The following is a 24733-nucleotide window of genomic DNA, read 5'->3' as shown; positions in this document are numbered from 1 at the left end:
GCGTCTCTGGTTTTGCCGGAGACGCCCTTGCTGTTTTTTGGGCTGCTGGTTTGTGGGCGTGCGGGTCGGGATCTTGCTTAAGGCGTCGAAGTGGGGCTGTGGGGGTATGGGGGCTTCACGGCGTCGGTCGGACGCCTGCGCGTCCGACACCGCTTCGCTCGTCTCGTCCGCGCCTTCGCGCTCCCTTCGACTTCCGCTCGCTCGACGCCGAGGCGCCCCCACACCCCCACAGCCCCACTTCGACTCGCGTTGTGCTTGATTGAACGGGCGCTGGGACGAGGGGTGTGCTTAGGCTTCGTAGGCGACTGGGATGGTGGGGAGGAAGATTTTGCGGGGCTGCTCAGAGCAGGCGCCTACGGGCGCGCCTGCTCTGAGCGTTCGTTAGCGTAGTGCGAGAGTCCTCTACCCAAAGGCGCGAGAGCGTCGACTTGAGGGCGAAGACGGTCTACTTGGCGGCCAAGAACATTTATTAGAGGGCAACGGCTGTTTGCTTGGTAGCTGCCAAAGACCGTGTACTTAGCGGCGAAGAAGACCCATTCAAAGGTGTAAGGCCATCAACCCAAGCAACCGCAGCGCATGCCACAAAGACACCCCGACGCGAATTACGGGCGCGCAGGGCGCCCGCAATTCGCAGCCCTGCAAGACCTTCCAAACTAAAAACTACGCCAGCAAAAAGGCCAAGCAAAACACCCGCCCCGCCGACGGCGCAATCCCGCACCCCTGCCAGTCGAGGCGAGGCAATTGGGCTGCGAGGGCGCCTCAAAGCCGAGCGAGCGGAAGTCGAAGGGAGCGCGAAGGCGCGGACGAGACGAGCGACGCGGTGTCCGGCGCCCGGGCGCCGGACCGGCTTTGTGAAGCCCTCGCGGCCCGAGTGCCTCGGCTCGACGCCAAAAGAAAGAACCACGCCCACGGCAAGCAGAAAGAAGCGCGCCCCAGAAGAGGCACGAGCGCTCCACACAGATAAAGCCGAGTCATGCACAGCCCAGCCAATGCAAAACCTACAGCCCCCGAGCTACGAGCGCCGCAGGTACACCCCGCACTCACACGCCCAGATAGCGCTCCCAAACCCCCCGATCCCCATCCAACGCCGCAGAATCCCCCGTCCAAACCACGCGCCCCCGCCCCAACACCACGTGGTAGTCCGCCAACCCCAGCAACCGTTCCACATACTTATCGATCACCAGAATCGTCTGCCCCGCCTCTCTCAGCGTAGCCAAGCACTGCCAGATCTCTTCCCGCACCAATGGCGCCAGCCCTTCCGTCGCCTCATCCAGAATCAACAACCGGGGATTCGTCACCAACGCCCGCCCGATTGCCAGCATTTGCTGCTCGCCCCCCGACAGCTGATTCCCCATATTCGAAGCCCGTTCCTTCAACCGAGGGAACAAGCCGAACACCCGCTCCACCGTCCAAGGCTGCGCGATATCCGGATTGCGCTGCGCCACAAACGCCGTCAGATGCTCACGCACCGTCAGATTCGGAAAACACTGCCGCCCCTCCGGCACAATCGCCAACCCCGCGCGCGCAATCCGATCCGGCGCCCACCCGCCAATATCCTGCCCCGCGAAGCGGACCGTCCCCGCCCGCAACGGCAGCTGCCCAAACATCGTCTTGAGCAGCGTGCTCTTGCCCATGCCGTTGCGCCCCAAGAGCGTCACCACCTGTCCCGCCTGAATCTCCAGATCCACGCCAAACAGCACCTGGCTCGCACCGTAGCCGCTTTCCACCCCGCGCATGCTCAACATGATGCCTGCTCCCGCGCGCGCGCCACGCCGCCATGCCCCGCGTCGTCATCGCCCAGATATGCTCGCCGCACCTCCGGATTCGCGCGAATCTCATCCGGCGTCCCCGTCGCAATGACGCGCCCATACACCAACACCGAAATCCGATCCGCCAACCGAAACACGGCCTGCATATCATGTTCCACCAACAACATCGCCGCCTGCCCGCGCATCGACTCGATCAGATCCGTCAACCGCAAGGTCTCATCCGGCCCCATCCCCGCCATGGGTTCATCCAATAGCAACACCCGTGGCCGCGCCGCCAAGGCCAGCGCAAACTCCAGCTTGCGCTGCTCGCCATGCGGCAACGTGCCAGCGGGGCGATCCAGCACATCGTCATCCAAGGCGCACTGTCGCGCCAACTCGTGCGCCACGTCATATAACCGTGCATCCGCCGCGCGCGGTTTCCAGAACCGGAAGCTGCTGCCCGCATGCGCCTGCGCCGCCAGCAACAAGTTATCCCGCACGCTGAACGACTTAAAGATGTTGGTGATCTGATACGAACGCGACAACCCCGCCGCGACCCGCTGATGCGCATTCATCCGCGTCACATCCACGCCATCCAACACCAGCGTGCCCTCATCGGCCGGCAAGGTGCCAGACAACAGATGAATCAGCGTCGATTTCCCCGCGCCATTCGGCCCGATCAAGGCATGAATCTCACCTGGGCGCAGTGACAACGACACATGGTCCGTTGCCAACAACGCTCCAAAGCGACGCACCAGCCCGGTGGCTTGCAGCACCGTTCCCGTTTCCGCGACAGCGCTCATGGCCGCTCTCCCCGCGCAGAAGACCCACTCACCCACGGCCCGAACAGCCCTGCGATTCCGCGCGGCGCGCCAAACACCACGCACAGCAGCAGAATGCCCAACGGCAGATGCCAATATTCCGTCCACATGCGCAGCACTTCCTCCAGCGCCAGCATCACCACCGCGCCCACTACCCCGCCGTAGCGCAGCCCGATACCGCCGACCAGCACCATCACCAGCAGATTCGCCGATTGCGTCCAGTGCATGAGGCTAGGCGAGATAAAGAGATTGTGATTCGCCAACAACGCCCCGGCCAGACCCGCGAATGCACCGCTGATCACGAAGGCGACGAGCTTTATCCGATACACCGGATAGCCCAACGATTCCATCCGCGATTCGTTTTCGCGTATCCCTTGCAAGGCCATGCCGAATCGCGAATTCACCAGGCGCCCGAACGCCCACATCGATAGCGCGAACAACACCAGCACCACGTAATAAAAGCTGTTGCTGTTGGCCAAATCGATACCAGGCAGCGTCGAATAGCCGGCCATATTCAGACCATCCTCGCCACCGTACTGCCGCAACGAGATGAACACATAGAACACCATCTGCGCGAAAGCCAGCGTGATCATGATGAAGTAGACACCGCGCGTGCGTAACGACACCGCGCCGATCAGCAGCGCCAGCACCGCCGCCAACCCCGCTGCGGCGGGCCACGAGATCAGCCCGGCCTGCACGCCCGAGGCTTCGAGTATGCCGACCACATAGGCCCCCGCGCCGAAAAACGCGGCGTGCCCCAGCGCCACCATGCCCCCATAGCCCAGGATCAAATTCAAGCTCGTCGCCGCCAGCGCATAGATCAGCACCCGCCGCACGACCGACACATAAAAATCCATATCCAGCGCTTCGGCTACCCACGGAAACACCGCCAGTGCCGCCAACAGCACCCAGGTCACAATCAAGGATCTACGCATCGCTCACCCACGCGCCGGAAACAGCCCGGCCGGCCGGAATACCAGCACCACGGCCATGAGCACATAAATAGAAATCGCCGCCAGCGTCGCCGCTAACCCGGAGGCCACCGCCGGTGGCAGCACCTCGCGCAACAACATCGGCAGAAACGCGCGGCCCGCCGTATCGACCATGCCGACCAGCAATGCGCCGACAAAGGCACCACGTATGGACCCGATGCCGCCTATCACGATGCACACCAGCACGAGGATCAGGATTTCCTCCCCCATGCCTATCTGCACTGCCGTGATGGGCCCCAACAACGCGCCCGCAACGGCAGCCAACATCGCCCCCAGCGTGAACACACCGAGAAACAGCAAAGGTACGCGCACGCCCATTAATGTGGCCATCTGACGATTCGACGCCCCCGCGCGCACCAGCACACCGGCGCGTGTGCGCGTGACAAACCAGTACAGCCCCACGGCCGCAGCCAGACCACAACCGATAATCAGTAGCCGATACGCGGGATACATCAGGTCCGGCAACAAACGCACGGGCCCAGACAACGCGGCGGGCAGATTCAACATCACCGGCGCGGGTCCCCACACCATCTTTACCAAATCATTGGCGATCAGAATGACGGCATATGTGCCTAGTACCTGAGCCAAATGGTCCCGTACGGCCAGCCGCCGTATCAGCAGATGTTCCAGCACCAGCCCCACGATCCCCGTGGCGACGGCGGCCACCACCACGGCCGCGACAAACGAACCGGTGCGCTGCATGGTCTCGGCCGCCACGTAGGCGCCCGCCATATACAAGGACCCATGCGCCAGGTTCATGATGTCCATGATCCCGAACACCAGCGTCAGTCCCGCGGCAATCAAAAACAGCATCAGCCCAAACTGCAGGCCGTTTAACAATTGCTCGACTACAAGCGTCATGAAACGTATCCCCAGTGCCGCGGGCCGGTTCGGGCCCGCGGGCGGTTGCCATGGTTACAGCTTGCACTGCCCCACGTATACGTCTTGATAGTCGTCGAAGACTTTTTCTACGAGCTTGTTGGTAATGCGTCCGTCGCCGTCTTTTTCGATGACGCGCAGGTAATAGGCCTGGATCGGGTAGTTGTTCTTGCCGTAGGTGAACTTGCCGCGCACCGAGGGGTAATCGGCCTTGGCCAGTGCGGCAATGATGGCGTCACGGTCGCTGGCCTTGCCGCCGGCTTGCTTGACGGCGGCGTCCATGGCCATGATCACGTCATACGCCTGAGCCGCGTACACCGACGGGTAACGGCCACCGTATTCCTTGCGGAAGGCTTCGACGAACTGCTTGTTTTGCGGCACGTCCAGATCGTGGGCCCATTGCGCAGTGTTGTACATGCCGAGCATGGGCTCGCCCACGGCCTGAATCACGTCCTCGTCAGCCGAGAACCCCGGGCCGATGAGCTTGATGTTTTCCGACAAGCCGGTCGAGACGAACTGCTTGACGAAATTGATGCCCATGCCGCCCGGCAGGAAGATGAACACCGCATCCGGCTTGGCCGCGCGGATTTGCGCTAGTTCGGCGGCGTAGTCAAGCTGGCCGAGTTTGGTGTAGACCTCTTCGGCCACGTCGGTTTTATAGCCGCGCTTGAAACCGGCCAGCGCGTCCTTGCCCGCCGGATAATCGGGGGCCATGATCAGGACTTTCTTGAAGCCTTTGTCGGCCGCGACCTTGCCGGCTGCCTCGTGAAACGCATCGTTCTGATAGGAGGTACCGAACCAGTAAGGATTGCAACGTTCCCCGGCGAACTGGCTGGGGCCCGGGTTATTGGAGAGGTACGGCACCTTGGCCGCGAAGAGCGCGGGACCTACCGCGAGCGCCACGTTAGAGCCGATCGGGCCCGTGAAGAAATCGATCTTGTCGCGCTGGATATAACGCGAAACCAACTGGCGGGCCTGATCGGGATTGCCGCCCATATCCGTCTGCAGAAACTCAGCGGGCTGTCCGCCCAGCTTGCCGCCCAGCTGCTTGATCGCCAGATTGAAGCCATCGCGGGCCTCGGCGCCCAGCGCGGAAAACGGGCCCGATATATCATTAGCAATTCCGACCTTGACCGGGTCGGCGACAGATAAAGCGGGCAGCAGCGCAGCAGCGGCCACCAGGGAAGTCAAGAAACGCATCGATATACTCCTTGCGCGAGCCGCGCGGCGGACATTTTTTATCAGTTAGGCGAAAGCGTTTACCGCAAAGGCCAGCGAGCATGCGGACCCCTTGCAACGCAAACACCACTGGCATGGCGCATAGTTTAGGTTTAAAGTATCTAGCCCGACAAGACTAGGGTTTTTACCGAGATTCGCCCCTCGCCATATCATGACCGACTTGCCCGACCTGGAATCCCGCGCCGCTCCCGAGGACCATCACGCGTTGCGTTTGTGGCTGCGTATGCTGACCTGCTGCAACCTGATCGAATCCGAGATCCGCACGCGCCTGCGCACGGAATTCGACACGACGCTGCCGCGTTTCGACTTAATGGCCCAGCTGCAGCGCGCGCCCAAGGGTTTGAAAATGGGCGAGCTCTCGCGCCGCATGATGGTGACCAACGGCAATATCACCGGCATCACGGATCAGCTCGAAAAAGAAGGCCTGGTCATGCGGCTGAAAGTCGAAACCGACCGGCGCAGCTCGGTGTTGAAACTGACTCCGCAGGGACGTCGTACCTTTTCCCGCATGGCGCGCGCGCATGAGCGCTGGGTCAAAGCCATGTTCGCGGATCTGCCGGAAGACCATCGCGACGCCATGTATCAAGCGCTGGGCGAATTAAAGTTGCAAATCGTCGCCCGGCGTCCAGACTCCGCTCGGTGATGGTGGGATAATAGAGGGATAACCCGCAGTTGCCGCGGGCTACCCCCTTCATTTTCCGCCAAGCCACAGAGACGAAGTCATGGCCGTTAATCTGCAGATTCCTTCAGAATCCGAAATATTTCCCGTTGCCGGTGTTGAAATCGGCGTCACCGAGGCCGGCATCCGCAAGGCCAACCGACGCGATCTGACTGTTTTCCGCCTGGCGCCGGGCTCGAACGTGGCCGGCGTTTTCACCCGTAACCGTTTCCGCGCTGCGCCCGTGCAAGTCTGCGAGGCCCACCTCGCCGCCGGCGGCCCGATCCGGGCGCTGGTCATTAATACCGGCAATGCCAACGCGGGCACCGGCTCTGAAGGTCTGAAGAACGCTCAGGAGACCTGCGTGGCGCTGGGCAAACTGCTGCACGTGCCGGCGCAACAAATCCTGCCGTTTTCGACCGGCGTGATTCTCGAACCGCTGCCGCTGGACCGGCTGACCGCTGGCCTGCCCGGCGCGATCGACAAGCTCGGTCCGGATCAATGGTTCAACGCCGCCTACGGCATCATGACCACCGACACGCAACCCAAGATTCACTCGCAGCGCGTGCAGATCGATGGCAAGACCGTCACGTTCACCGGCATCAGCAAGGGCGCGGGCATGATTCGCCCTAACATGGCCACGATGCTGAGCTTTCTGGCCACCGATGCGGGCATCGCCCAACCGCTGCTGCGCAAGCTGGCGGTCGACATCGCCAACCGTTCGTTTAACCGCATCACCGTCGATGGCGACACCTCGACGAACGACTCGTTCATCATCATCGCGACCGGTCAGTCGGGCGTGGAGATCAACAGCGAGTCAGATCCCCACTACCAAGCCGTGCGCGAGGCGTTGACCACCGCCGCCCTGGACCTGGCGCAGAAGATCGTGCGCGACGCCGAGGGCGCGACCAAGTTCATGACGATCCGTGTCGAGGAAGCCAAGTCCACCGAGGAAGCGCTCAAGGTCGCCTACGCTGTCGCACACTCGCCGCTGGTCAAGACCGCCTTCTTTGCTTCGGACCCCAACCTGGGCCGTATCCTGGCCGCCATCGGCTATGCCGGCGTGGACGATCTGGATGTTTCCAAGCTGCGGATGTGGCTGGACGATGTGCTGGTCGCCAAGGATGGCGGACGCAATCCGGATTACCAAGAGGCTGACGGCCAGCGCGTCATGAAGCAGGCCGAGATCACGGTACGCATCGCGCTGGCGCGCGGCGACGTGGCCGACACGGTCTACACCTGCGACTTCTCGCACGAATACGTCAGCATCAACGCCGACTATCGTTCGTAAGTCTCGCGCAGGCTTTGCCGATCTTTTAACGACCCGCAGGAAACAACGACGTGAGTGCTGCAGATTTTTCGGTTCTGATAGAACGCGCCGAACGGGTGTTGGCGCAGCTGGAAGCCTGGCTGCCCGCCGCCCCGCCAGAGATCGATTGGACGGCCCATGCCTATCGCTGGCGTAAACGCGGCGCGCGCGGCTGGCTGGATGCCGTGCGCCACGTGGCACGTATCGATTTGACGGATCTGCAGCATATCGAGCGTCAAAAAACCATTATTGACCGCAATACGCGTCAATTCCTGCAAGGCAAGCCTGCTAATAACGTCCTGATGACAGGCGCGCGCGGCACGGGCAAAAGCTCGCTGGTCAAGGCCATGCTCGCGACGTACGGCGAGCAAGGCCTGCGTCTGATTGAAGTGGACAAAACGGACCTGGGTGACTTGGCCGATATCGTCGAACTGGTGGCGGCAAGGCCCGAGCGCTATATCGTGTTCTGCGACGACCTGTCGTTCGAGGAAGGCGAAGCCGGCTACAAAGCGTTGAAATCCGTGCTGGATGGGTCGGTATCGTCCTCCGGCGAGAATGTGCTGATTTACGCGACCTCGAACCGGCGTCACCTGATGCCGGAATACATGAGCGAGAACCTGCAGGCCAAGCATCAGGCCGATGGCGAGATCCATCCCGGCGAGACCGTGGAAGAGAAAATCTCGCTGTCCGAACGCTTCGGATTGTGGCTGTCGTTTCATCCGTTCAGGCAAGACGATTATCTGGACATCGTGTACCACTGGCTGCGCGCGCTGAAGTGCCCGGCGGAGCAGATCGAAGCCAGCCGCACCGAGGCGCTGCAATGGGCGCTGGAACGCGGTTCGCGTTCGGGACGCGTGGCCTATCAGTTTGCTCGCGACTGGGCCGCGCGCTATGTCTGAGCGCATCATTGATGTCGCCGCCGGCTTGATTCTGCGCCCCGACGGGCAACTGCTGTTGGGCCAACGGCCCGAGGGCAAACCTTGGTCGGGCTGGTGGGAATTGCCCGGCGGCAAGCTGGAGCCTGGCGAAACCGTGCTAGAGGCTTTGTCCCGCGAGTTGCAGGAGGAAATCGGCATCGAGGTCACGCAAGCCGTGCCCTGGGTGACCTATGTGCATTCCTATCCGCAGACCACCGTGCGACTGGCTTTTTGCCGCGTCACCGCCTGGAACGGCGAGCCGCGCGGGCTGGAGAATCAACGTCTGGAATGGGTGGATCCGCGCAACGCGGCAAGCGTGGGCGAACTGCTGCCGGCTACCCTGCCCCCGCTGCGCTGGTTGCAACTGCCAGAAACCTACGGCATTTCATCGATTGGCGGTCTGGCCGGTGTGCCTGAATTCCTGCAACGCCTGGAGCGCGCATTGGCACGCGGCTTGAAGCTGGTGCAGCTGCGCGAACCCGATTGGCCCGATGGCGTCGGGGCGACATCGCTGCGCGATGTGATGCAAAGCGTCGTCAAGCTTTGCCATGCCGCCGGTGCACGGCTATTGATTAATAGTGTGCACCCGGCCGCCTGGTGGCGCATGGCCGATGGCGTGCATCTGCGCTGGAGTGACGCCGAGGCCTTGCGCACCCGACCGGAATTGCCCGAAGGCGCGCTCGTTGCGGTCTCGACGCACGACAACAACCAGGTCGTGCATGCGCGCGATATGGGCGCGGATTTCGCGGTATTGGGCGCGGTGCTGGAAACGCCCAGCCACCCGGGTCAACCGGGCTTGGGCTGGGACGGGTTCGTGGCCGCTAATCGCGATGCCGGTTTGCCGGTCTATGCATTGGGCGGTCAGTCCATCGATACCTTGAGCGAGGCGCAACGCCACGGTGCGCATGGTATCGCGGGTATTCGAGGCTTGATTTAAGCCCGCATTTTTCGCCGAGCGCGCACGCCGCTGACGCGGTCGTCTCGCGCTCAGTTCTGCTGCTGCGCCGACAGGCCGTCCCAGCCACCGCCCAAGGCCGCGATTAAGCGCACGCTGGCGGCGAGCCGGCTGGCCACGAGATTAAGCGCGTTGCGCTCGCTGTTCAAGGCGCCGGTTTCCAGCGTTGCGACATCCAGGTAATCGATCAGGCCTTCCTGATATTGGTTTCTCGCCAGACGCAGCGACTCGCGCGCGGCCGTCAGAGCGCGCCGTTGCACCACTTGCTCCTCACCCAGCACGCGCATCTGGATCAAATAGTCCTCGACTTCCTGTAGCGCCGTCAGCACGGTCAGGCGATAGGCCGCTGCCTGCGCGTCATAGGCGGCGCGCGTTTGTTCGAGGCGGGCATTCCGTGCGCCACCATCGAACAGCGTCAACGCAAGCGCGGGCCCCAAGGACCAGAACCGCGCGGGCGCCGTTAGCCATTGCGCGAACTCCCCGCTACGAAAACCGCCATTGGCGCTGAGCGTCAAATCGGGAAACCAGGCGGCCTGCGCCACGCCGATTTCGGCATTGGCGGCAGCGGTGCGGCGCTCGGCGGCAGCAACATCGGGGCGGCGCTCGAGTAATTGGGATGGCAGACCAACGGGAATATCCGGAATTTGCGGTTCGAACGTTTGTGCCTCTGCCAAGGTGAAGCGCGAAGGCGCCAGTCCCACCAACACGGCGATGGCATGCTCGAACTGCCCGCGCTGCCATTCCAAGTCGACCAGCTGAGCCCGCGTGGATTCGAGCTGAGCTTCGGCAACGGTCACATCGGACTTGCCGACAACGCCCGCCTCATAACGGTTTTGCGTAAGTTTCAGCGATCGTTCATACGCCGCGACCGTCGAGGCGAGCAGGCGCTTTTGTTCGTCCAACACGCGCAGCTGGAAATAGTTCTGCGCCAACGCCGATTGCGCACTCAGGCGCGCGTTAGCGGCATCGGCGAAACTGGCCTCGGCCTGCGCGCGGCTGGATTCGACTTCGCGGCGGATACGGCCCCACAAATCCGCCTCCCAGCTCACGCCGAGACCCAGGTTGTACTGGCTGCCCGAGGTGCTGTTGGACCCGCTGCCCGAGCCACTGCGCGTGGCGCTGGCATCGGTACTAATGAACGGGAAAAACCCGGCGCGCGCGTTCTGTACCAACGCCTGGGCCTGACGGTAATTGGCTTCCGCCTGCGCGATGGTCTGGTTGGCGGCGTTTAACTTCGCCATCAATTCATCGAGCGTACTGTCGCGATAAAGTCGCCACCATTGGCCGCGATCGATCTGATCCTGCGGTTGCGCGGGCGTCCATCCCTCGGTGCTGGCGGCAGTCGCCACGGCTGCGCCAATCTCCCCCACGCTCTGCCCTCTGCGCTGTTTATAGTCTTCGCCCACGTCGACAGCAGGACGCTGATAATCCGGCCCGACCGCGCAGGCGCTCATCAATGCGCAGCATAGCGCCGTCGCGACACCGCGCAGCACCCGCGTACGCGGCAACGACGCAAAAGACGAGAGGGTCAACGGGATTGATGCGCGGTTCATGATGGTTCTACTTCAGAAGTCGGAGGGCCGGTACGGCCCGCGTTGCGACGGGTGGTGCGGCGGCGCGCCCATAAACGGAAACGGTCGAGGTACAGATAAACGACCGGCGTGGTGTAGAGCGTAAGAATCTGGCTCACGATCAGCCCGCCGACGATGGTCACCCCCAGCGGGTAACGCATTTCCACCCCGGCACCGGTCGCGAGGATCAACGGCAGCGCGCCGAAAATCGCCGCCATCGTGGTCATCATGATGGGCCGGAAGCGCGTCAGGCATGCCTGAAAAATCGCATCGCGCGGCGACAGGTTCAGCCTGCGTTCGGCATCGAGCGCGAAGTCCACCATCATGATGGCGTTTTTCTTGACGATACCAATCAGGAGGAACACACCGATCAACGCAATAATCGTGAACTCGCTGCCCACCAGCATCAGCGCAAGCAACGCGCCGATCCCGGCCGACGGCAGCGTGGACAAGATCGTCAAGGGATGCACGTAGCTCTCGTATAACAGGCCTAGCACGATATACATCGTCACCAACGCTGCCAAAATTAGCCAGGGTTGCTGACGTTGCATGGCAGCCTGCGCGGCGGCCGTCCCCAGGAAACCCGCCTGAATCTGATCTGATGGCAAGCCGATGCGCGCCACGGCATCATTGATCGCTGCCACGGCTTCATCCAGCGACACGCCCGGGGCAAGATTGAAGGAAATCTCGTCCGCGGCAAACAAGCCGTTATGCTGCACGCTCAAGGGGGCATTCCCCATCTCGAAGCGCGCGAACGCGGCCAGCGGCACGCGCGCGCCATCAGCGGCGATCACATGAACCTGCTTTAACGATTCCGCATCCTGCGCAAAGCGCGGTTCCACGCCCATGACGACCCGGTATTGATTCAAAGGCCCGTACATTACGGATACCTGGCGTTGACTGAACGAATTATTCAACACCGCTGAAATATCGGACATGCTCACGCCCAGGCGCGTGGCGGCTTCTCGGTCGATGACGAGATTGATCTGGCGACCTTTGTCCTCGACGCTGGAATCCACATCGGTCAATTGCGGCAACGCGGCCATGGCCTGCCGGACTTTCGGTGTCCAGGTACGCAATAGCGATAAATCGCCAGCCAGCAGGGTGTAGTCATAAGAGCCGCTGCCCTGCTGACCCCGCACAAAGATATCCTGCTGCGGCACCAGAAACATGCGAGCGCCGGGCACGCCCTGCAGCTTGCCACGCAGCCGATTCACAACATCATTGGCGCTGACCTTGCGTTCGGCCAACGGCTTGAGCTGGATCATCATGAAACTGCTGTTGCTGCCGCCCCGACCGCCGGCGTAGGCCGTCATACTCGCCACGGCGGGATCGGCCAGTATGACCTTGCGGAAATGTTCGAGCTTCGGGACGGTCGCCTGAAACGACGTGCCCTGGTCCACGCGGAACATGCCAATCAATTGGCCCGTGTCCTGCTGCGGGAAAAAACCCTTCGGAACTACCGCATACAGATACACATTCAGACCGATGGTGGCCACCAACAGCAGGATCATCAAACGGCCATGCGCCAGCGCCCAGGACAAGCTACGCCGATAGCCCGCCAACAACGCATCGAAGAAACGCTCCAAGCCGCGCGCCAGCCAACCGGGCTCGCGAACCTCGGGCGGCTCATGCCGCAAAAGCTTGGCGCACATCATTGGCGTCAAGGTCAACGACACTACCATCGAGACCAACACCGAGGCCGACAAGGTCACGGCGAATTCGCGGAACAAGCGCCCGACGATATCCCCCATCAGCAACAGCGGGATAAACACCGCGATCAATGACAGACTCATCGACAACACGGTAAACCCCACCTCGCGCGAACCACGCAAGGCGGCACGCAACGGCGAGGCGCCGCGCTCCACATGCCGCATGATGTTCTCGAGCACGACTATGGCATCGTCCACCACAAAGCCGGTCGCGACAATCAAGGCCATCAAAGAAATCGTGTTCAGGGTATAGCCGCACCAATACATGATGCAGAACGTGCCAATCAAAGACACCGGCACCGCCACACTAGGAATCAGCGCCGCACGCCAGCGACGTAGGAACAGCAGCACCACCAGCATGACCAGACCTACCGCCACAATCAGCGTGATCTCGGCTTCGTGTAACGAGGCGCGTATGCTGGGGGTACGGTCTTGCGCGACGGTCAGATCGACATCGCCCGGCAGCAGCGCCTGCAGCTGCGGCAGTTGCTCGCGCACCGCCTCGACCGTCTCGATGATGTTGGCATCGGCCTGCCGGCGCAGTATCAGCAATATCGCCTTGCTGTTGTTGTAGTAGCCGGTCTGAAACAAGTCCTCGACCGAATCTTCGACCGTGGCCACGTCCGACAACCGTATCGGCGAGCCATCGCGCCATGCGACGATAAGCGGGCGGTATTGTTCGGCCCGTTCGAGCTGATCGCTGGCCATGATCTGCCAGTGATGCTCGTCGTTTTCGATCATGCCCTTGGGCCGATTCGCATTGGCCTGGGTCAGGGCATTGCGGACTTCGTCCAAGGACACACCGCGATTCGATAACGCCCCCGGGTTTAACGTCACGCGCACGGCGGGCAAGGAACTGCCGCCCACCGTGACCTCACCGATACCGCTCACCTGCGCGAGCTTCTGCGCCACGATGGTCGAGGCCAGGTCATACAGCTTGCCTTGGCTCAGGGTACTAGAGGTCATGGCCAGCACCATAATAGGCGCTGACGAGGGGTTCACCTTGTTATAGGTCGGATTGCCGCGCATGCCGGTAGGCAGCAGCGGACGCGCGGCGTTGATGGCGGCTTGCACATCGCGCGCGGCGCCATTGATATCGCGACTCAGATCGAACTGCAGCGTGATGCGGGTCGAGCCCTGCGAGTTGCGCGAGGTCATTTCCGTCACACCGGCGATGCTGCCCAGCGAACGTTCGAGGGGCGTAGCCACACTGGAGGCCATGGTCTCCGGACTGGCCCCGGGCAGGCTGGCCGTTACCGAAATAATCGGCAGATCGACTTGCGGCAACGCCGCCACGGGCAGCAGGCGAAACGACAGAATGCCCGCCAGCACCAGTCCCAGGCATAGCAATACCGTGGCGACCGGCCTGACGATGAACGGCGCCGACAAATTCATGTGGGCTCCGCGACCGCGCGCGTGCGACGGCGATGCGCCAGACGGTCAAACATCAGATAGATGGCAGGCGTGGTGAACAGCGTCAACACCTGGCTCACCAACAACCCACCCACCATCACCAGACCCAGCGGTTGACGCAACTCCGCGCCCGTGCCGGTGGACAACATCAGAGGCAATGCGCCAAACAGCGCCGCCAGCGTCGTCATCAAGATCGGGCGAAACCGCAGCAACGCCGCCTCGTGTATCGCGGCACGTGGTGTCAGGCCGCGTTTACGCTCGGCATCCAACGCGAAGTCGATCATCATGATCGCGTTCTTCTTGACGATACCGATCAGCAAAATGATGCCGATGATGCCGATCATGTCGAGCTGCGTACCGGTGATCATCAGCGCCAACAACGCGCCCACCGCCGCCGAGGGCAGCGTGGACAGGATGGTGATCGGATGGATATAGCTTTCGTACAGCACCCCCAGCACGATATACATCGTGACCACAGCGGCCAGGATCAACCACAGCGTACTCGACAAGGAGTTCTGAAACGCGAGCGCTGCGCCTTGGAACCGCGTGTCGATACTGTCCGGCATGCCGATCTCTTTCTCGACGGCATCTATTGCCTCGACCGCATCCGACAGCGATGCGCCCGGCGCCAGATTGAACGAGACGGTCGTCATCGGGAACTGATCGAGTCGGCTGATCGCCAACATGGTCCGCCCTTCGGATATGCGCGCGACCGACGACAGCGGCACCTGCGCACCGTCGGACGTGGTCAGATAAATTTGCTGCAAAGAGTCGGGCGATTTGCTGAACTGCGGCAACACCTCCAGCACCACGCGATACTGATTCGATTGCGTGAAAATCGTCGAGATCAGGCGCTGACCGAATGCGTTGTACAACGCTTCGTCAATCGCGGATGCCGTAATGCCCAGTCGCGATGCCGCATCGCGGTCGATTTCGACCCAGGTCTGGAGCCCATCGTTTTGCAAATCGTCCGTGACATCGGTCAATTGCGGCAATTCCGACAGGCGCGCGACCAGCTTGGGCGCCCATTCCGTCAGCACAACGATGTCCGGATTGGACAAGGTCATCTGATACTGCGTGCGGCTGATGCGATCCTCGATGGTGAGGTCTTGCACGGGCTGCATGTAGACCGTCAGATCTGGCGCGGCATCTTGTGCCGAGCCAAACCGTTCGGTCAGCGCGTCTTGTAAACGCTGCGTGACCGCCGTCAGATCCGCATCGCGATCCTTGTGCGGTTTGAGGGCGATCTGGATACGCCCGCTATTGAGAGTCGCATTCGTGCCATCCACGCCGATAAACGAGGACACCGACTCCACATCCGGGTCTTGCAGAATAATTTCGGCGGCCTCTTGCTGACGCTTGGACATCGCCGTAAACGAGATCGATGCGGGTGCCTCGGTAATCGCCTGGATCATGCCGCTATCCTGCTGCGGGAAAAACCCTTTGGGCACCATGATGTACAGCAACACCGTCAACGCAAACGTACCCAGCGCGACCAGCAAGGTCAGCGGCTGATGCGCCAGCACCCACTGCAGACCCCTGTCGTAGGCCGCGATGCAGCGGTCGATCCACGCGCCCGTCGTGCGATGAAAACGGCCATAGCGCTGCTCCGATTCCGGCCGCAACAGGCGCGCGCACATCATTGGCGTCAGCGTCAACGACACCACCAGCGAAATCAGGATCGCGACCGCCAAGGTGATCGCGAATTCCCGGAACAGGCGCCCCACCACTTCGGTCATGAACAACAGCGGAATCAGCACGGCCACCAGCGAGAACGTCAGCGACACCAGCGTAAAACCGATTTGCGAGGCGCCCTTTAATGCCGCCTGCATGGGCGTCTCGCCTTCCTCCAGATGGCGGGCGATGTTCTCAATCATCACGATGGCGTCATCCACCACGAAACCCGTGGCGATCGTCAGCGCCATCAGCGTCAGGTTGTTGATGCTAAAGCCCGCCAGATACATGATGCAGAACGTGCCCACCAGCGACAGCGGCACCACCACACTGGGGATCACCGTGGCGGTCAAGCTGCGCAGAAAGACGAAGGTCACCATCACCACCAACGCCACCGCCAGAAGGAGTTCGAACTGCACGTCTTCGACGGACTCGCGTATCGTTTCCGTGCGGTCCGACACGATGTTCACATCCAGCGTGGCAGGCATGGCCGCACGCAGCTGCGGCATCATGGCGCGGATACGGTCCACCACGTCGATGACGTTGGCTCCGGGCTGGCGCTGCACATTGAGCAGAATCGCGGGCTCGCCGCCAGCCCACGCCGCCTGGCGGACGTCTTCGGCGCCCAACACGGCGTTGGCGACATCCGACAGACGCAATGGCGCGTTATTGCGATAGGCAATGATGAGGTCGTTGTAATCCGTCGGCGATTTCAGCTGATCATTGGCATCGATGGTGGTCGATCGCTCGGGCCCGTCCAGGTTGCCCTTGGGCTGATTAACGTTGGCGCCCACGATCGCATTGCGCAAGTCATTGAGCGACATCCCCGCCGAGGCCAGGGCAACTGGATTGGCCTGAATGCGCACCGCCGGCCGCTGGCCACCCGCCACGCTGACCAGACCGACGCCCGGAATCTGCGAGAGCTTCTGCGCCATGCGCGTGTCGACCAGATCGCGCACCTGCGGCAGCGGCATCGTGGGCGAACTGATCGCCAAGGTCAGTACCGGCGCATCTGCCGGATTGACCTTGTTGTAGACCGGCGGCACGGGCAGATCACTGGGCAGCAGATTCGAGGCCGCGTTGATCGCGGCCTGCACTTCCTGCTCGGCCACATCCAGCGGCAGATCCAGCCCGAATTGCAATGTGATCACCGATGCGCCGCCCGAGCTGGTCGACGACATTTGATTGAGGCCGGGCATCTGTCCGAACTGTCGTTCCAGGGGCGAAGTGACCAGCGAGGTCATCACATCCGGGCTCGCACCGGGATACAGCGTCACCACCTGGATCGTGGGGTAATCCACCTCCGGCAGCGCGGATACCGGCAACAAGCGATACGAGATAAACCCGGCGATCAGGATCGCCACCATGGACAGCGTGGTGGCGACGGGCCTCAGGATAAAGATGCGGGAGAGATTCACGGCGCCTTGGACCCCGAGGCGTTACGAGAACCGCGCGTTGCCGACCCGGCACCCAAGGCCTCGCCCGGCGTAGCGGGAATGGTGGCGTCGTTGTTGACCACCGACACCTTGGTGCCGGTGCGCAGCCGGTCAGTGCCCTCGATGACCACGCGATCGCCCGGCACCAGGCCTTTATTTACACCGACCCGGTCGCCGTTGATGGGACCCAGCTCGACCTGACGGACCTCGACGGTATTGTCATCGCGCAACAGGAATACGAAAGGACCCGCGGAGCCCTGCTGCACGGCCGCGGTAGGAATGGTCGTCGCATCGTTGCGCGTCTGCACGAGCAGGCGCACGTTGACGAACTGATTCGGGAACAACACTTCATCGGCGTTATCGAACCGCGCCTTGAGCTTGACAGTGCCGGTGGTCGTGTCGATCTGGTTGTCGATGGTTTCCAGTTCGCCCGTGGCGATCACTTTTTCGTCCGAGCGATCGAGTGCCTGGACTTTCAGCGTATGTCCGGCGCGGACCTGGGCCAGCACCTCGGGCAGCTGCGTCTCGGCGATCGAGAACACGACCGAGATCGGCTGAGTCTGAGTGATGACGACCAGACCCTCGGTGTCCCCCGCGGACACGAGGTTACCCGGGTCGACTTTACGCAAGCCCAAACGGCCATCGATCGGCGCGGTCACCCGTGTGTAGCTCAGCTGCAGCTTGGCATTATCCACGGCCGCCTGATCGATTTTCTGTGTGCCCTCGTACTGCCGCACCAGCGCCGCCTGCGTGTCGAGTTGCTGGCGCGCAATGGAATCCTGTTTGAACAAGGTCTGATAGCGCTGCAGATCGCGACGCGCGTTGGCGAGCTGTGCCTGATTCTGCTGCTGCTGGCCCTCTGCCTGCGCGAGAGCCACCTCATAGGACCGCGGATCGATCTGCGCCAGGACATCGCCCGCCTTGACGCGTTGACCCTCTTTGAAGTTGACGCTGATGAGCTCGCCATCGACGCGGCTGCGCACCGTGACGGTGTTGTAAGCCGTGACTGTTCCCAAGGCCGGCAGGATGATATCCAGGCTCCGGGTGGTCGCTGGCGCCACGCGGACAGGCGTATCGGCCATCATGCCGGGGCCCATTCCGGGAGCACCGCCACGCGGCCCCGCGCCCCGCCCGCCAGGCCTGGACTGCCCCGCCGGCGCGGACACGGCCGTTTCGGATTTAGGCTTATAGAACACCCACCAGGCCGCCCCGGCGGCGGCCACCATACAGAGGATGACGAGCCAGGTAATCGTGCGGCGAGTGGGGTCAGGGCGGCTTTCAGGCATAGGAATTAGGGTCAGACGGAGGTCGAGGCGCTATTGTGCGCTAACTCGACACGTTTGCCACAGGCGAAAGCCGCGCTGAAATACAGCGCAACAGGTATTGTGATCGCGGTACTAAGCGCTACACAATGACATCTGGAATCCGATATCGCGCGCGACCGGCTGTGGCTTCGCATCCCCCTCTTGCGAGGAAAAACGTATCCACACCATATACTTATTGGCGCTGATTTCCGGAAAAACGCCTGCGTCGGGATCTATCCAGACGCGCAAGAGCTGAAAAAGTTTCCCGGCCAGCATCTGCTGGTAGCCACCCTGATCGGCCACCATATCGGTGCGCCGGCCCGATTCACGAAGCAGACGCAATGCCATGGCCACGGCCTCATGCAGGGGCCGCAACGGGGCGATCCAGGCTTGCAGGTCTGCCTCGCGTTCCTGGGGCAGTCTGTGCTGCCAGGCATGATAGGACGGCATATCGACCTGGGTAGCCCCACCTGGTACCGCCAGCCGGCCGCGCAGACTGATCAGCCACTCGTTCTCGCGCAAGGGCTGCCCGGCACGTCCCTGCCCGGCCAGATTGCCCACCGTACGCTCCATTTCGGCCAGCATGGATTCCAGGGCGTCTTGCACCACGCCGGGGTGGTCGCGCAAGGCCACCAGCGCCATGCGCTGGCGCTCCAGATCTTGCAGCACGGAGGTCTTGATGTCGGCGCGTTCGGTCGCGTCCAGGATGTCAAATAAGGTGGCGACCGCAATCTGATGATGATGCGCGTCAGATTCGCCGGAAAAGAAAAACAGTCTGTCGAATAAATACTCGAGTCGCAGATAGGATCTTATACGCTCGTTGAAGGGATATTCGTAAAGGATCACGCTTGCTACAGGCCTGTTGGTGAGCGGCCCGAAGGGCCGGATTAGTCAGGGAAGCCGGCCACATCTATGAGCGGTCGACGCGATGCCGCCGCCATGTGGCACCAGCGGTCGTGCAGAGCTTTTGCCCGCGCGCGCAATGCCGTGACAGTGGTTTGGCCATCGTTGACGATGACGTCGTCCGCTGCCGCCAGCCGGGTTGCCCGCGCGGCCTGTGCTGCCATAATACGCTGGATAGCCTCGACCGTCAGCCCGCTACGCGCTTGCACCCGCGCGACCTGGGTTTCAGGGTCGCAATCGACCACGCAGATCCGATCCACCCGATCGCGCCAGCGCCCGGATTCCACCAACAGGGGCACCACAAACACCAGATAGGTGCCTTGCGCCTGACTTGCCGCGCGCTCGGTATGTTCCCCAATCAGCGGATGCAAGATGGCTTCCAGTCGCGCGCGCGCATCGGGCTCGCGAAACACCAGCTCCCGCATCCACGCGCGGTCCATCGCGCCATCCGGGCGGGCGGCTTGTGGGCCGAACGCCCGCACCAATGCCGGCATGGCCTCGCCGCCGGGCGCGGTCAGCGCATGCGCGATCGCATCCGTGTCGACAAGCGCGGCGCCCCACTCGGCCAACATATCGGCCACGCGTGTTTTGCCGGACCCGATGCCGCCGGTCAAGCCGATCTTATACATATCCCTCTCTTGCGAAACCGAATGAACGGCAAAGCGCCGTGCGGGTTGCGATGATGTCTGTCTGGTGATTCTGAAGCATACGCCCCGGCGCCACGCGGCGGCAAACGAGGTGCACACTCCAGGCGTGGTTGCCTCAACCCGCAACCGTCACGAACAGCATGACCACGCCCGCGAGCGCCAGGTAAGGCCCAAACGGCAAGGCCTGCCCCGCCTGCGCGCGCCCGATCAAGCGCAAGCACAGCGCTGCCACCACGCCGCTGATGGACGCCACCAGCAACAGCATGGGCAGGGCCGCCAGCCCGAGCCATGCACCCAACGCGGCAAGCAATTTAAAGTCCCCATAGCCCATGCCCTCGCGTCCAGTGACGAGGCGAAATACGTGAAAAAGTAACCAGAGGAACAGATATCCGGCCACCGCCCCCAAGACGGCCAGCGGCAGCGGCGTGATCGCGCCATGCAGATTCACCAGCAACCCCGCCCATGCCAGCGGCAAGGTCACCGCGTCCGGCAGCAAGCAGGTTTGCAGATCGATCCATGACAAGAGCAGGAGCGACGCGCAAAAGCCCATGGCGGCTAGCGCGAGCGGTGTGGGTCCGAACTGCCACGCACAGAGCGCGAACAAGATTGCGGTCAACGCCTCGGTGACGGGGTAGCGCCATCCGATCGACGCGCCACAGTCCGAGCAGCGGCCACGCGTGAACACCCAGCTCAAGATAGGCAAGCGCTGCCAACCGCGCACCGGCGCATGGCAGTGCGTGCAATGCCAACCCGGGCGCCACAACGTGTAGGGCTGCTCTTGTGCCTGCTCGTGCTCCCCGCCGTCTGCTTGGCCAGTGTTTTGCGCGGCCTGCCACTGCTGCGCCCAGTCGCGCTCCATGATGCGCGGCAACCTGTGACCCGCGGCGGTTATCCAGCTGCCGACCGCGAGACCCAGCACGGCGGCAAGCATGACAGCCCAGACAGGATCGATCGCAAAGACATGCCACATAATCATCAAAGCCGCGCCCCACTGGGCGAATCAGAAGCCCGCATTATTCCGGCAAGGACTCAATAGTTCAAACGGAGCCGGACAAACAAGACCCGACGCGCCGCAGTGAACCGTATCGGTCGTGCGTATAAATGCGTAGAATTCCGCCCATACTCATCCTCATTCATTGCCGCGACCGCCATGCCTACCTCCGCGCTCTCTTTGCCTCGCCGCCCCTCTGCGCCCTTCATCACCACCATCCTGGCAGGTGCCGTTCTGATGGCCGGATGCGCGCAGCAGCGCACCGAGGGCTACTACAACCCGCCCCGCGAAAGCACCGTTACCGACGCGCAGCAGCAGGGCCAGGGCGCGGGCTTTCTGCCTTTGGTACAAGCGCCCTCGCAGCTGCAAATCGCGCTGAAAGCGCCAGCGCCTGGTCAAAGCCGCAAGCCCGCTCCCACTGAAGAAGAGGCCGCGCATCAGGCCGCCGTCGCCGAGAATCAAGCCGCGGCAGCGGCTGCGGCGGCTGGCAGCACCTCTGCGGCCGCCCATGCCCTGGTGCCGCAGGCGCAAACCTACATGGGCACGGTGCCGTGCCTGTCCCCGTCCCAACAGTGCGCCGCCCAGCGCGTGACATTGACGCTGGCGCCGAACGGACGCTGGCGCAGCCGCTCGATTTATTTGAGTCAGGCGGGCGAAGCCGGTGCGCCATCGACGCAGCAAGGCTGCTGGGACGCGACGGCGGAACGCCCGCCACGCGTGCTGATCTTTGATGTCGACGGCAACCCGCTCATGGAACTCACGGTCGCGGCAAACAATGTGCTGCGTGTGGCATCGGTGCTAGGGGTCACGCCGAATCTGACCTACAACTTCACCCGCCAGCCGGATCTGGACCCCATCGACGAACTGTCGCAATCGCCCGTGCCGAAGTGCTCCTGAACCAGGACGGTACGAAGTCCGGCGCCCCCTAAAACGCGAGGCGCCGCGCGGGACCCACGCGATCCGCTATGTCACGCGTAAACGGATACAACTAGCGCGAACCCTGATAGCTGCATCCCGCACGGCACGCTACACTCGGCCGCGCATCCGGGCGGTACATGCCGTCATGACTCGATCACCCGGACGCGGCGCGAGATGCCTGCCCTTTGGCATCGTGTTAACGCTGGCCGGGTCGTTATGCGTGTTTTCCGGGAATGTGCTGTGCATGCCATGCGTCTGGCGGCGCTATGGCTTTTTGGCTTTGCCATCGCGGTTCGGGCGGACACCACCACGCCTGCGTTTACGCCGCTAGCCCTCGCGCTGCCAGAATGCCAGGGCATTAAAGACCTGGCCTTTGTCGCCCACTTGGATGACGACCTGCTCTTCATGAACCCGGATATTTCGTCCAATATCCAGGCGGGCGGCTGTGTGCGGATCGTCTATCTCACCGCCAGCGATGCCGGCGAGGGTGAAGGTTACATGCTAGGCCGCGAACGCGGCGTGCGTGCCGCGTATGCCTATATGGCGCGGCAACCCGATCTGTGGAAAGAAGACGTGGCGCAGGTAGATCGTTTCCACATCGCGCGTTTTACGCTGCAAGGCAATCCGCGAGTGCAGCTGTGGCATATGCGGTTAAAGGATCCGTGGCTAGGCAAGGGCTGGGGCAGCTTGACGCCATTGAGCCAGGCCGAATCGGTCGCAGGCATGACGGCGGACACGCTGGGTCCCTACCATGATGTCTATACCCGCGAGGATCTGGTGCGCACGTTGGCGAGCATCATCGCCGGCTACAACCCCACGACGGTACGTCATCTGGACGATACGATCGCCGTACCCTATACCCAACTGTGCTGGCGCTGCGCCGGCCATGGCCATCCCGACCACATTGCCAGCGCCCGCCTCGTGCGCGACGCGCTGGTGGCGGCGCCCGGCAACTATGCGGAGACCGGCTACATCGACTATCCGAGTCAGGAACACGAAGCCAACCTCGCCGACGCGGAGGCGCTGATGAAGTCGGAGATCTTTCGCCGCTATGCCTGGGACGACTATCACTATTGTTCCGGTCCACAAGGATGTCGGGAGCCCGCGGGTCCGGCGGCAGCGTGGGTCCGCCGCGCTTATTATGTGTCGCGTCAGGATGCGCCGCCCGAGCTGTTTTCCGACGCTCATGGATCGCTACTGTTGTTCGCGGCGGGCGAGACCAACGACGCGGTGAACATTTGGGATGGCGCAAGCCGCCGCTGGAATACGCTGGGTGGCCGCACGGCGGGCCCGCTCGTTTCCTTTGCTTATCCGGACGCCACGGCAGGGTTGGTGGCGCGCGATACCTTGGGCGGCTTGTGGGTCAATAAGCAGAAAGCCGATGGCGGCTGGCGCGGTTGGCAGGCGATGGCGGGGATACGCGTGACCCGCGCCCCGGCTGTGGCGCCCAACGGTGACGCGGCGATGGTCGCGATGGGCAACGATGGTAATTACTATTGGACGAGGCTCGCGGGGCTGGATCAGGGATGGTCGCCGTGGCAACCGCTGCCGGCGCTTTCCGACGCGCGAGGCAACGCCGTGATCACCAAGTTGGCCGATACCCGGTTCATCGCGTTTGCCGCCGACGCATCGGGACAGACTTATATGACGCTGCAACGACACGCCGCCGATGACTCGGCCTGGACGGATTGGCAGCCCTTGCCCGCGCCAAGCAGCGACGGGGGCTTGGCCGCCATTCGCAATCGCGATGGGCGCGTTGAACTTTATATGCGCGCACGGGCTAGCCGGCATCTGACCCGCCTCGTGCAGGATGCTGCCAACCATAGCGAAGACGACCCGGTCGCTACGATCCGATGGATGGCCGCGACCGACCTGGGCCTGCCATACGTTGGCCGCCCGGCCGTGGGATTGGACCAAGATGGCGGCATGCTCGTCGCCGTGCTGGAGCGGCACGGCGGTCGGCTGTGGCTACTCGACGATGGACAAGCGACTGAGCTCGCGAATCAAGTCGCCTCCGTGCCAGCCATGCGGCTGCTGCATGGCACGCTATATGTGGTGGCGCGCCGTGCGGGCGCGGTGCAGTCCTATGCGGTGTTGGCGCGGCAAAGCGATGGCCGTTGGCACAGCAACGCGGCCATCGACGGTTTGCCCGATGCGGGAGGTAGCCCCTTTATCGAGATAGCGCACGCGGACCCGGCTGTGACGAGCCCTCATGTCCGCAGCCATGGCGCTCTCGAGCACGCACTTCATTGATCGAATTAATCGCATCGGCTCCATTGATCGCATCAATCGTCATCGCCGTTTCAATGGACAAGCGTCATGGCGGCACATAAAGCATGCCAGTTCCAGGGCGTTGCGTACGCCCACCTTGCGAAAGATACGGGCGCGGTGCGCTTCGACCGTGCGCAGCGATATCCCTAACTCTAGCGCCACGGCTTTGTTGGCCTTGCCCGTGCTCAGCAGCATGGCCACCTCGCACTCACGAGGAGTGAGCAAACGGGCAAGCGCTTCGGGCGGATCAGTGGACTCCGGCATGGATACCTCTCGGTTGTGATCATTCTTTGCGCCCAAGTCTGCCAGGACTTGGGCCCCTCGCGCACCTGTCAGTTCTGACAGGCACGAAAATGTCACACCTGAGGGAAAAAC

Annotated in this window: 19 protein-coding genes; 6 read left to right on the top strand and 13 right to left on the bottom strand. The window is 62.6% G+C overall.

What is annotated here, in order from left to right; all coding sequences use genetic code 11:
- Positions 1-1040 precede the first annotated feature (1040 nt).
- The 5 genes from GOQ25_RS13035 to GOQ25_RS13015 are packed head-to-tail and all read right to left on the bottom strand — an operon-like array spanning position 1041 to position 5640.
- Positions 1041-1745: an ABC transporter ATP-binding protein gene (locus tag GOQ25_RS13035; protein ID WP_160350913.1), complete on the bottom strand. Its 705-nt coding sequence runs from the start codon at positions 1743-1745 to the stop codon at positions 1041-1043.
- Positions 1739-2551 carry an ABC transporter ATP-binding protein gene (locus GOQ25_RS13030; protein ID WP_160350912.1) on the bottom strand — a complete coding sequence of 271 codons (813 nt, stop codon included), beginning with the start codon at positions 2549-2551 and terminating at the stop codon, positions 1739-1741. The genes GOQ25_RS13035 and GOQ25_RS13030 overlap by 7 nt, the downstream gene beginning before the upstream one ends.
- Positions 2548-3504 carry a branched-chain amino acid ABC transporter permease gene (locus GOQ25_RS13025; protein ID WP_160350911.1) on the bottom strand — a complete coding sequence of 319 codons (957 nt, stop codon included), beginning with the start codon at positions 3502-3504 and terminating at the stop codon, positions 2548-2550. Before GOQ25_RS13025 ends, GOQ25_RS13030 begins: the two co-directional genes overlap by 4 nt.
- A 3-nt stretch (positions 3505-3507) precedes the next feature.
- Positions 3508-4422, bottom strand: coding sequence for a branched-chain amino acid ABC transporter permease (locus tag GOQ25_RS13020; RefSeq protein ID WP_160350910.1), 915 nt, complete (start codon positions 4420-4422; stop codon positions 3508-3510).
- A 54-nt stretch (positions 4423-4476) separates the two neighbouring features.
- A complete protein-coding gene (locus GOQ25_RS13015; RefSeq protein WP_160350909.1) occupies positions 4477-5640 on the bottom strand; it encodes an ABC transporter substrate-binding protein in 1164 nt (387 codons plus the stop codon).
- A 190-nt stretch (positions 5641-5830) separates the two neighbouring features.
- Between GOQ25_RS13015 and GOQ25_RS13010 the strand changes: the two genes are divergently transcribed.
- The 4 genes from GOQ25_RS13010 to GOQ25_RS12995 all read left to right on the top strand — a co-directional run bounded on the left by GOQ25_RS13010 (position 5831) and on the right by GOQ25_RS12995 (position 9500).
- A complete protein-coding gene (locus tag GOQ25_RS13010) occupies positions 5831-6322 on the top strand; it encodes a MarR family winged helix-turn-helix transcriptional regulator (RefSeq protein WP_160350908.1) in 492 nt (163 codons plus the stop codon).
- Between the two features lie 79 nt (positions 6323-6401).
- Positions 6402-7628, top strand: a complete 1227-nt coding sequence (gene argJ, locus GOQ25_RS13005) for a bifunctional glutamate N-acetyltransferase/amino-acid acetyltransferase ArgJ (protein ID WP_160350907.1) — start codon at positions 6402-6404, stop codon at positions 7626-7628.
- 50 nt (positions 7629-7678) lie between these two features.
- Positions 7679-8545, top strand: coding sequence for an ATP-binding protein (locus tag GOQ25_RS13000; protein WP_160350906.1), 867 nt, complete (start codon positions 7679-7681; stop codon positions 8543-8545).
- Complete coding sequence (locus GOQ25_RS12995) at positions 8538-9500, top strand: Nudix family hydrolase (RefSeq protein ID WP_160350905.1); 963 nt, start codon at positions 8538-8540, stop codon at positions 9498-9500. Before GOQ25_RS13000 ends, GOQ25_RS12995 begins: the two co-directional genes overlap by 8 nt.
- A gap of 50 nt (positions 9501-9550) precedes the next feature.
- On the opposite strand, the gene GOQ25_RS12990 is transcribed toward GOQ25_RS12995, so the two are convergent.
- The 7 genes from GOQ25_RS12990 to GOQ25_RS12960 form a co-directional block, all read right to left on the bottom strand.
- Positions 9551-11071 carry an efflux transporter outer membrane subunit gene (locus tag GOQ25_RS12990; RefSeq protein ID WP_160350904.1) on the bottom strand — a complete coding sequence of 507 codons (1521 nt, stop codon included), beginning with the start codon at positions 11069-11071 and terminating at the stop codon, positions 9551-9553.
- The gene (locus GOQ25_RS12985) at positions 11068-14196 is read right to left on the bottom strand and encodes a multidrug efflux RND transporter permease subunit (protein ID WP_160350903.1); all 3129 of its coding nucleotides are present in this window, start codon (positions 14194-14196) and stop codon (positions 11068-11070) included. Before GOQ25_RS12985 ends, GOQ25_RS12990 begins: the two co-directional genes overlap by 4 nt.
- Entirely contained in the window at positions 14193-17306 is a 3114-nt protein-coding gene (locus GOQ25_RS12980) for an MdtB/MuxB family multidrug efflux RND transporter permease subunit (protein WP_160350902.1), read from the bottom strand. The genes GOQ25_RS12985 and GOQ25_RS12980 overlap by 4 nt, the downstream gene beginning before the upstream one ends.
- On the bottom strand, positions 17303-18610 hold the full coding sequence (locus GOQ25_RS12975; protein WP_160350901.1) for an MdtA/MuxA family multidrug efflux RND transporter periplasmic adaptor subunit: 1308 nt from the start codon (positions 18608-18610) through the stop codon (positions 17303-17305). Before GOQ25_RS12975 ends, GOQ25_RS12980 begins: the two co-directional genes overlap by 4 nt.
- Before the next feature lie 111 nt (positions 18611-18721).
- Positions 18722-19474: a cell division protein ZapD gene (gene zapD / locus GOQ25_RS12970; RefSeq protein ID WP_160350900.1), complete on the bottom strand. Its 753-nt coding sequence runs from the start codon at positions 19472-19474 to the stop codon at positions 18722-18724.
- Positions 19475-19515: 41 nt separating this feature from the next.
- Complete coding sequence (gene coaE, locus GOQ25_RS12965) at positions 19516-20160, bottom strand: dephospho-CoA kinase (protein ID WP_160350899.1); 645 nt, start codon at positions 20158-20160, stop codon at positions 19516-19518.
- 133 nt (positions 20161-20293) lie between these two features.
- The gene (locus GOQ25_RS12960) at positions 20294-21148 is read right to left on the bottom strand and encodes an A24 family peptidase (RefSeq protein ID WP_160350936.1); all 855 of its coding nucleotides are present in this window, start codon (positions 21146-21148) and stop codon (positions 20294-20296) included.
- A 180-nt stretch (positions 21149-21328) separates the two neighbouring features.
- On the opposite strand from GOQ25_RS12960, the gene GOQ25_RS12955 reads away from it, so the two are divergent.
- The gene (locus tag GOQ25_RS12955; protein WP_160350898.1) at positions 21329-22066 is read left to right on the top strand and encodes a copper resistance protein NlpE; all 738 of its coding nucleotides are present in this window, start codon (positions 21329-21331) and stop codon (positions 22064-22066) included.
- 270 nt (positions 22067-22336) lie between these two features.
- Positions 22337-24340 (top strand): PIG-L family deacetylase, encoded by a 2004-nt coding sequence (locus GOQ25_RS12950; RefSeq protein WP_160350935.1) that lies wholly within the window; start codon positions 22337-22339, stop codon positions 24338-24340.
- A 39-nt stretch (positions 24341-24379) separates the two neighbouring features.
- On the opposite strand, the gene GOQ25_RS12945 is transcribed toward GOQ25_RS12950, so the two are convergent.
- On the bottom strand, positions 24380-24622 hold the full coding sequence (locus GOQ25_RS12945; protein ID WP_160350897.1) for a LuxR C-terminal-related transcriptional regulator: 243 nt from the start codon (positions 24620-24622) through the stop codon (positions 24380-24382).
- Between the last annotated feature and the right edge of the window lie 111 nt (positions 24623-24733).

Origin of the sequence: Bordetella sp. 15P40C-2 (assembly GCF_009763235.1) — a bacterium.
Taxonomy (GTDB): domain Bacteria; phylum Pseudomonadota; class Gammaproteobacteria; order Burkholderiales; family Burkholderiaceae_B; genus Bordetella_A.
Note: the sequence above shows the minus strand (reverse complement) of the source record. Positions and strands in the feature narration are given on the sequence as shown.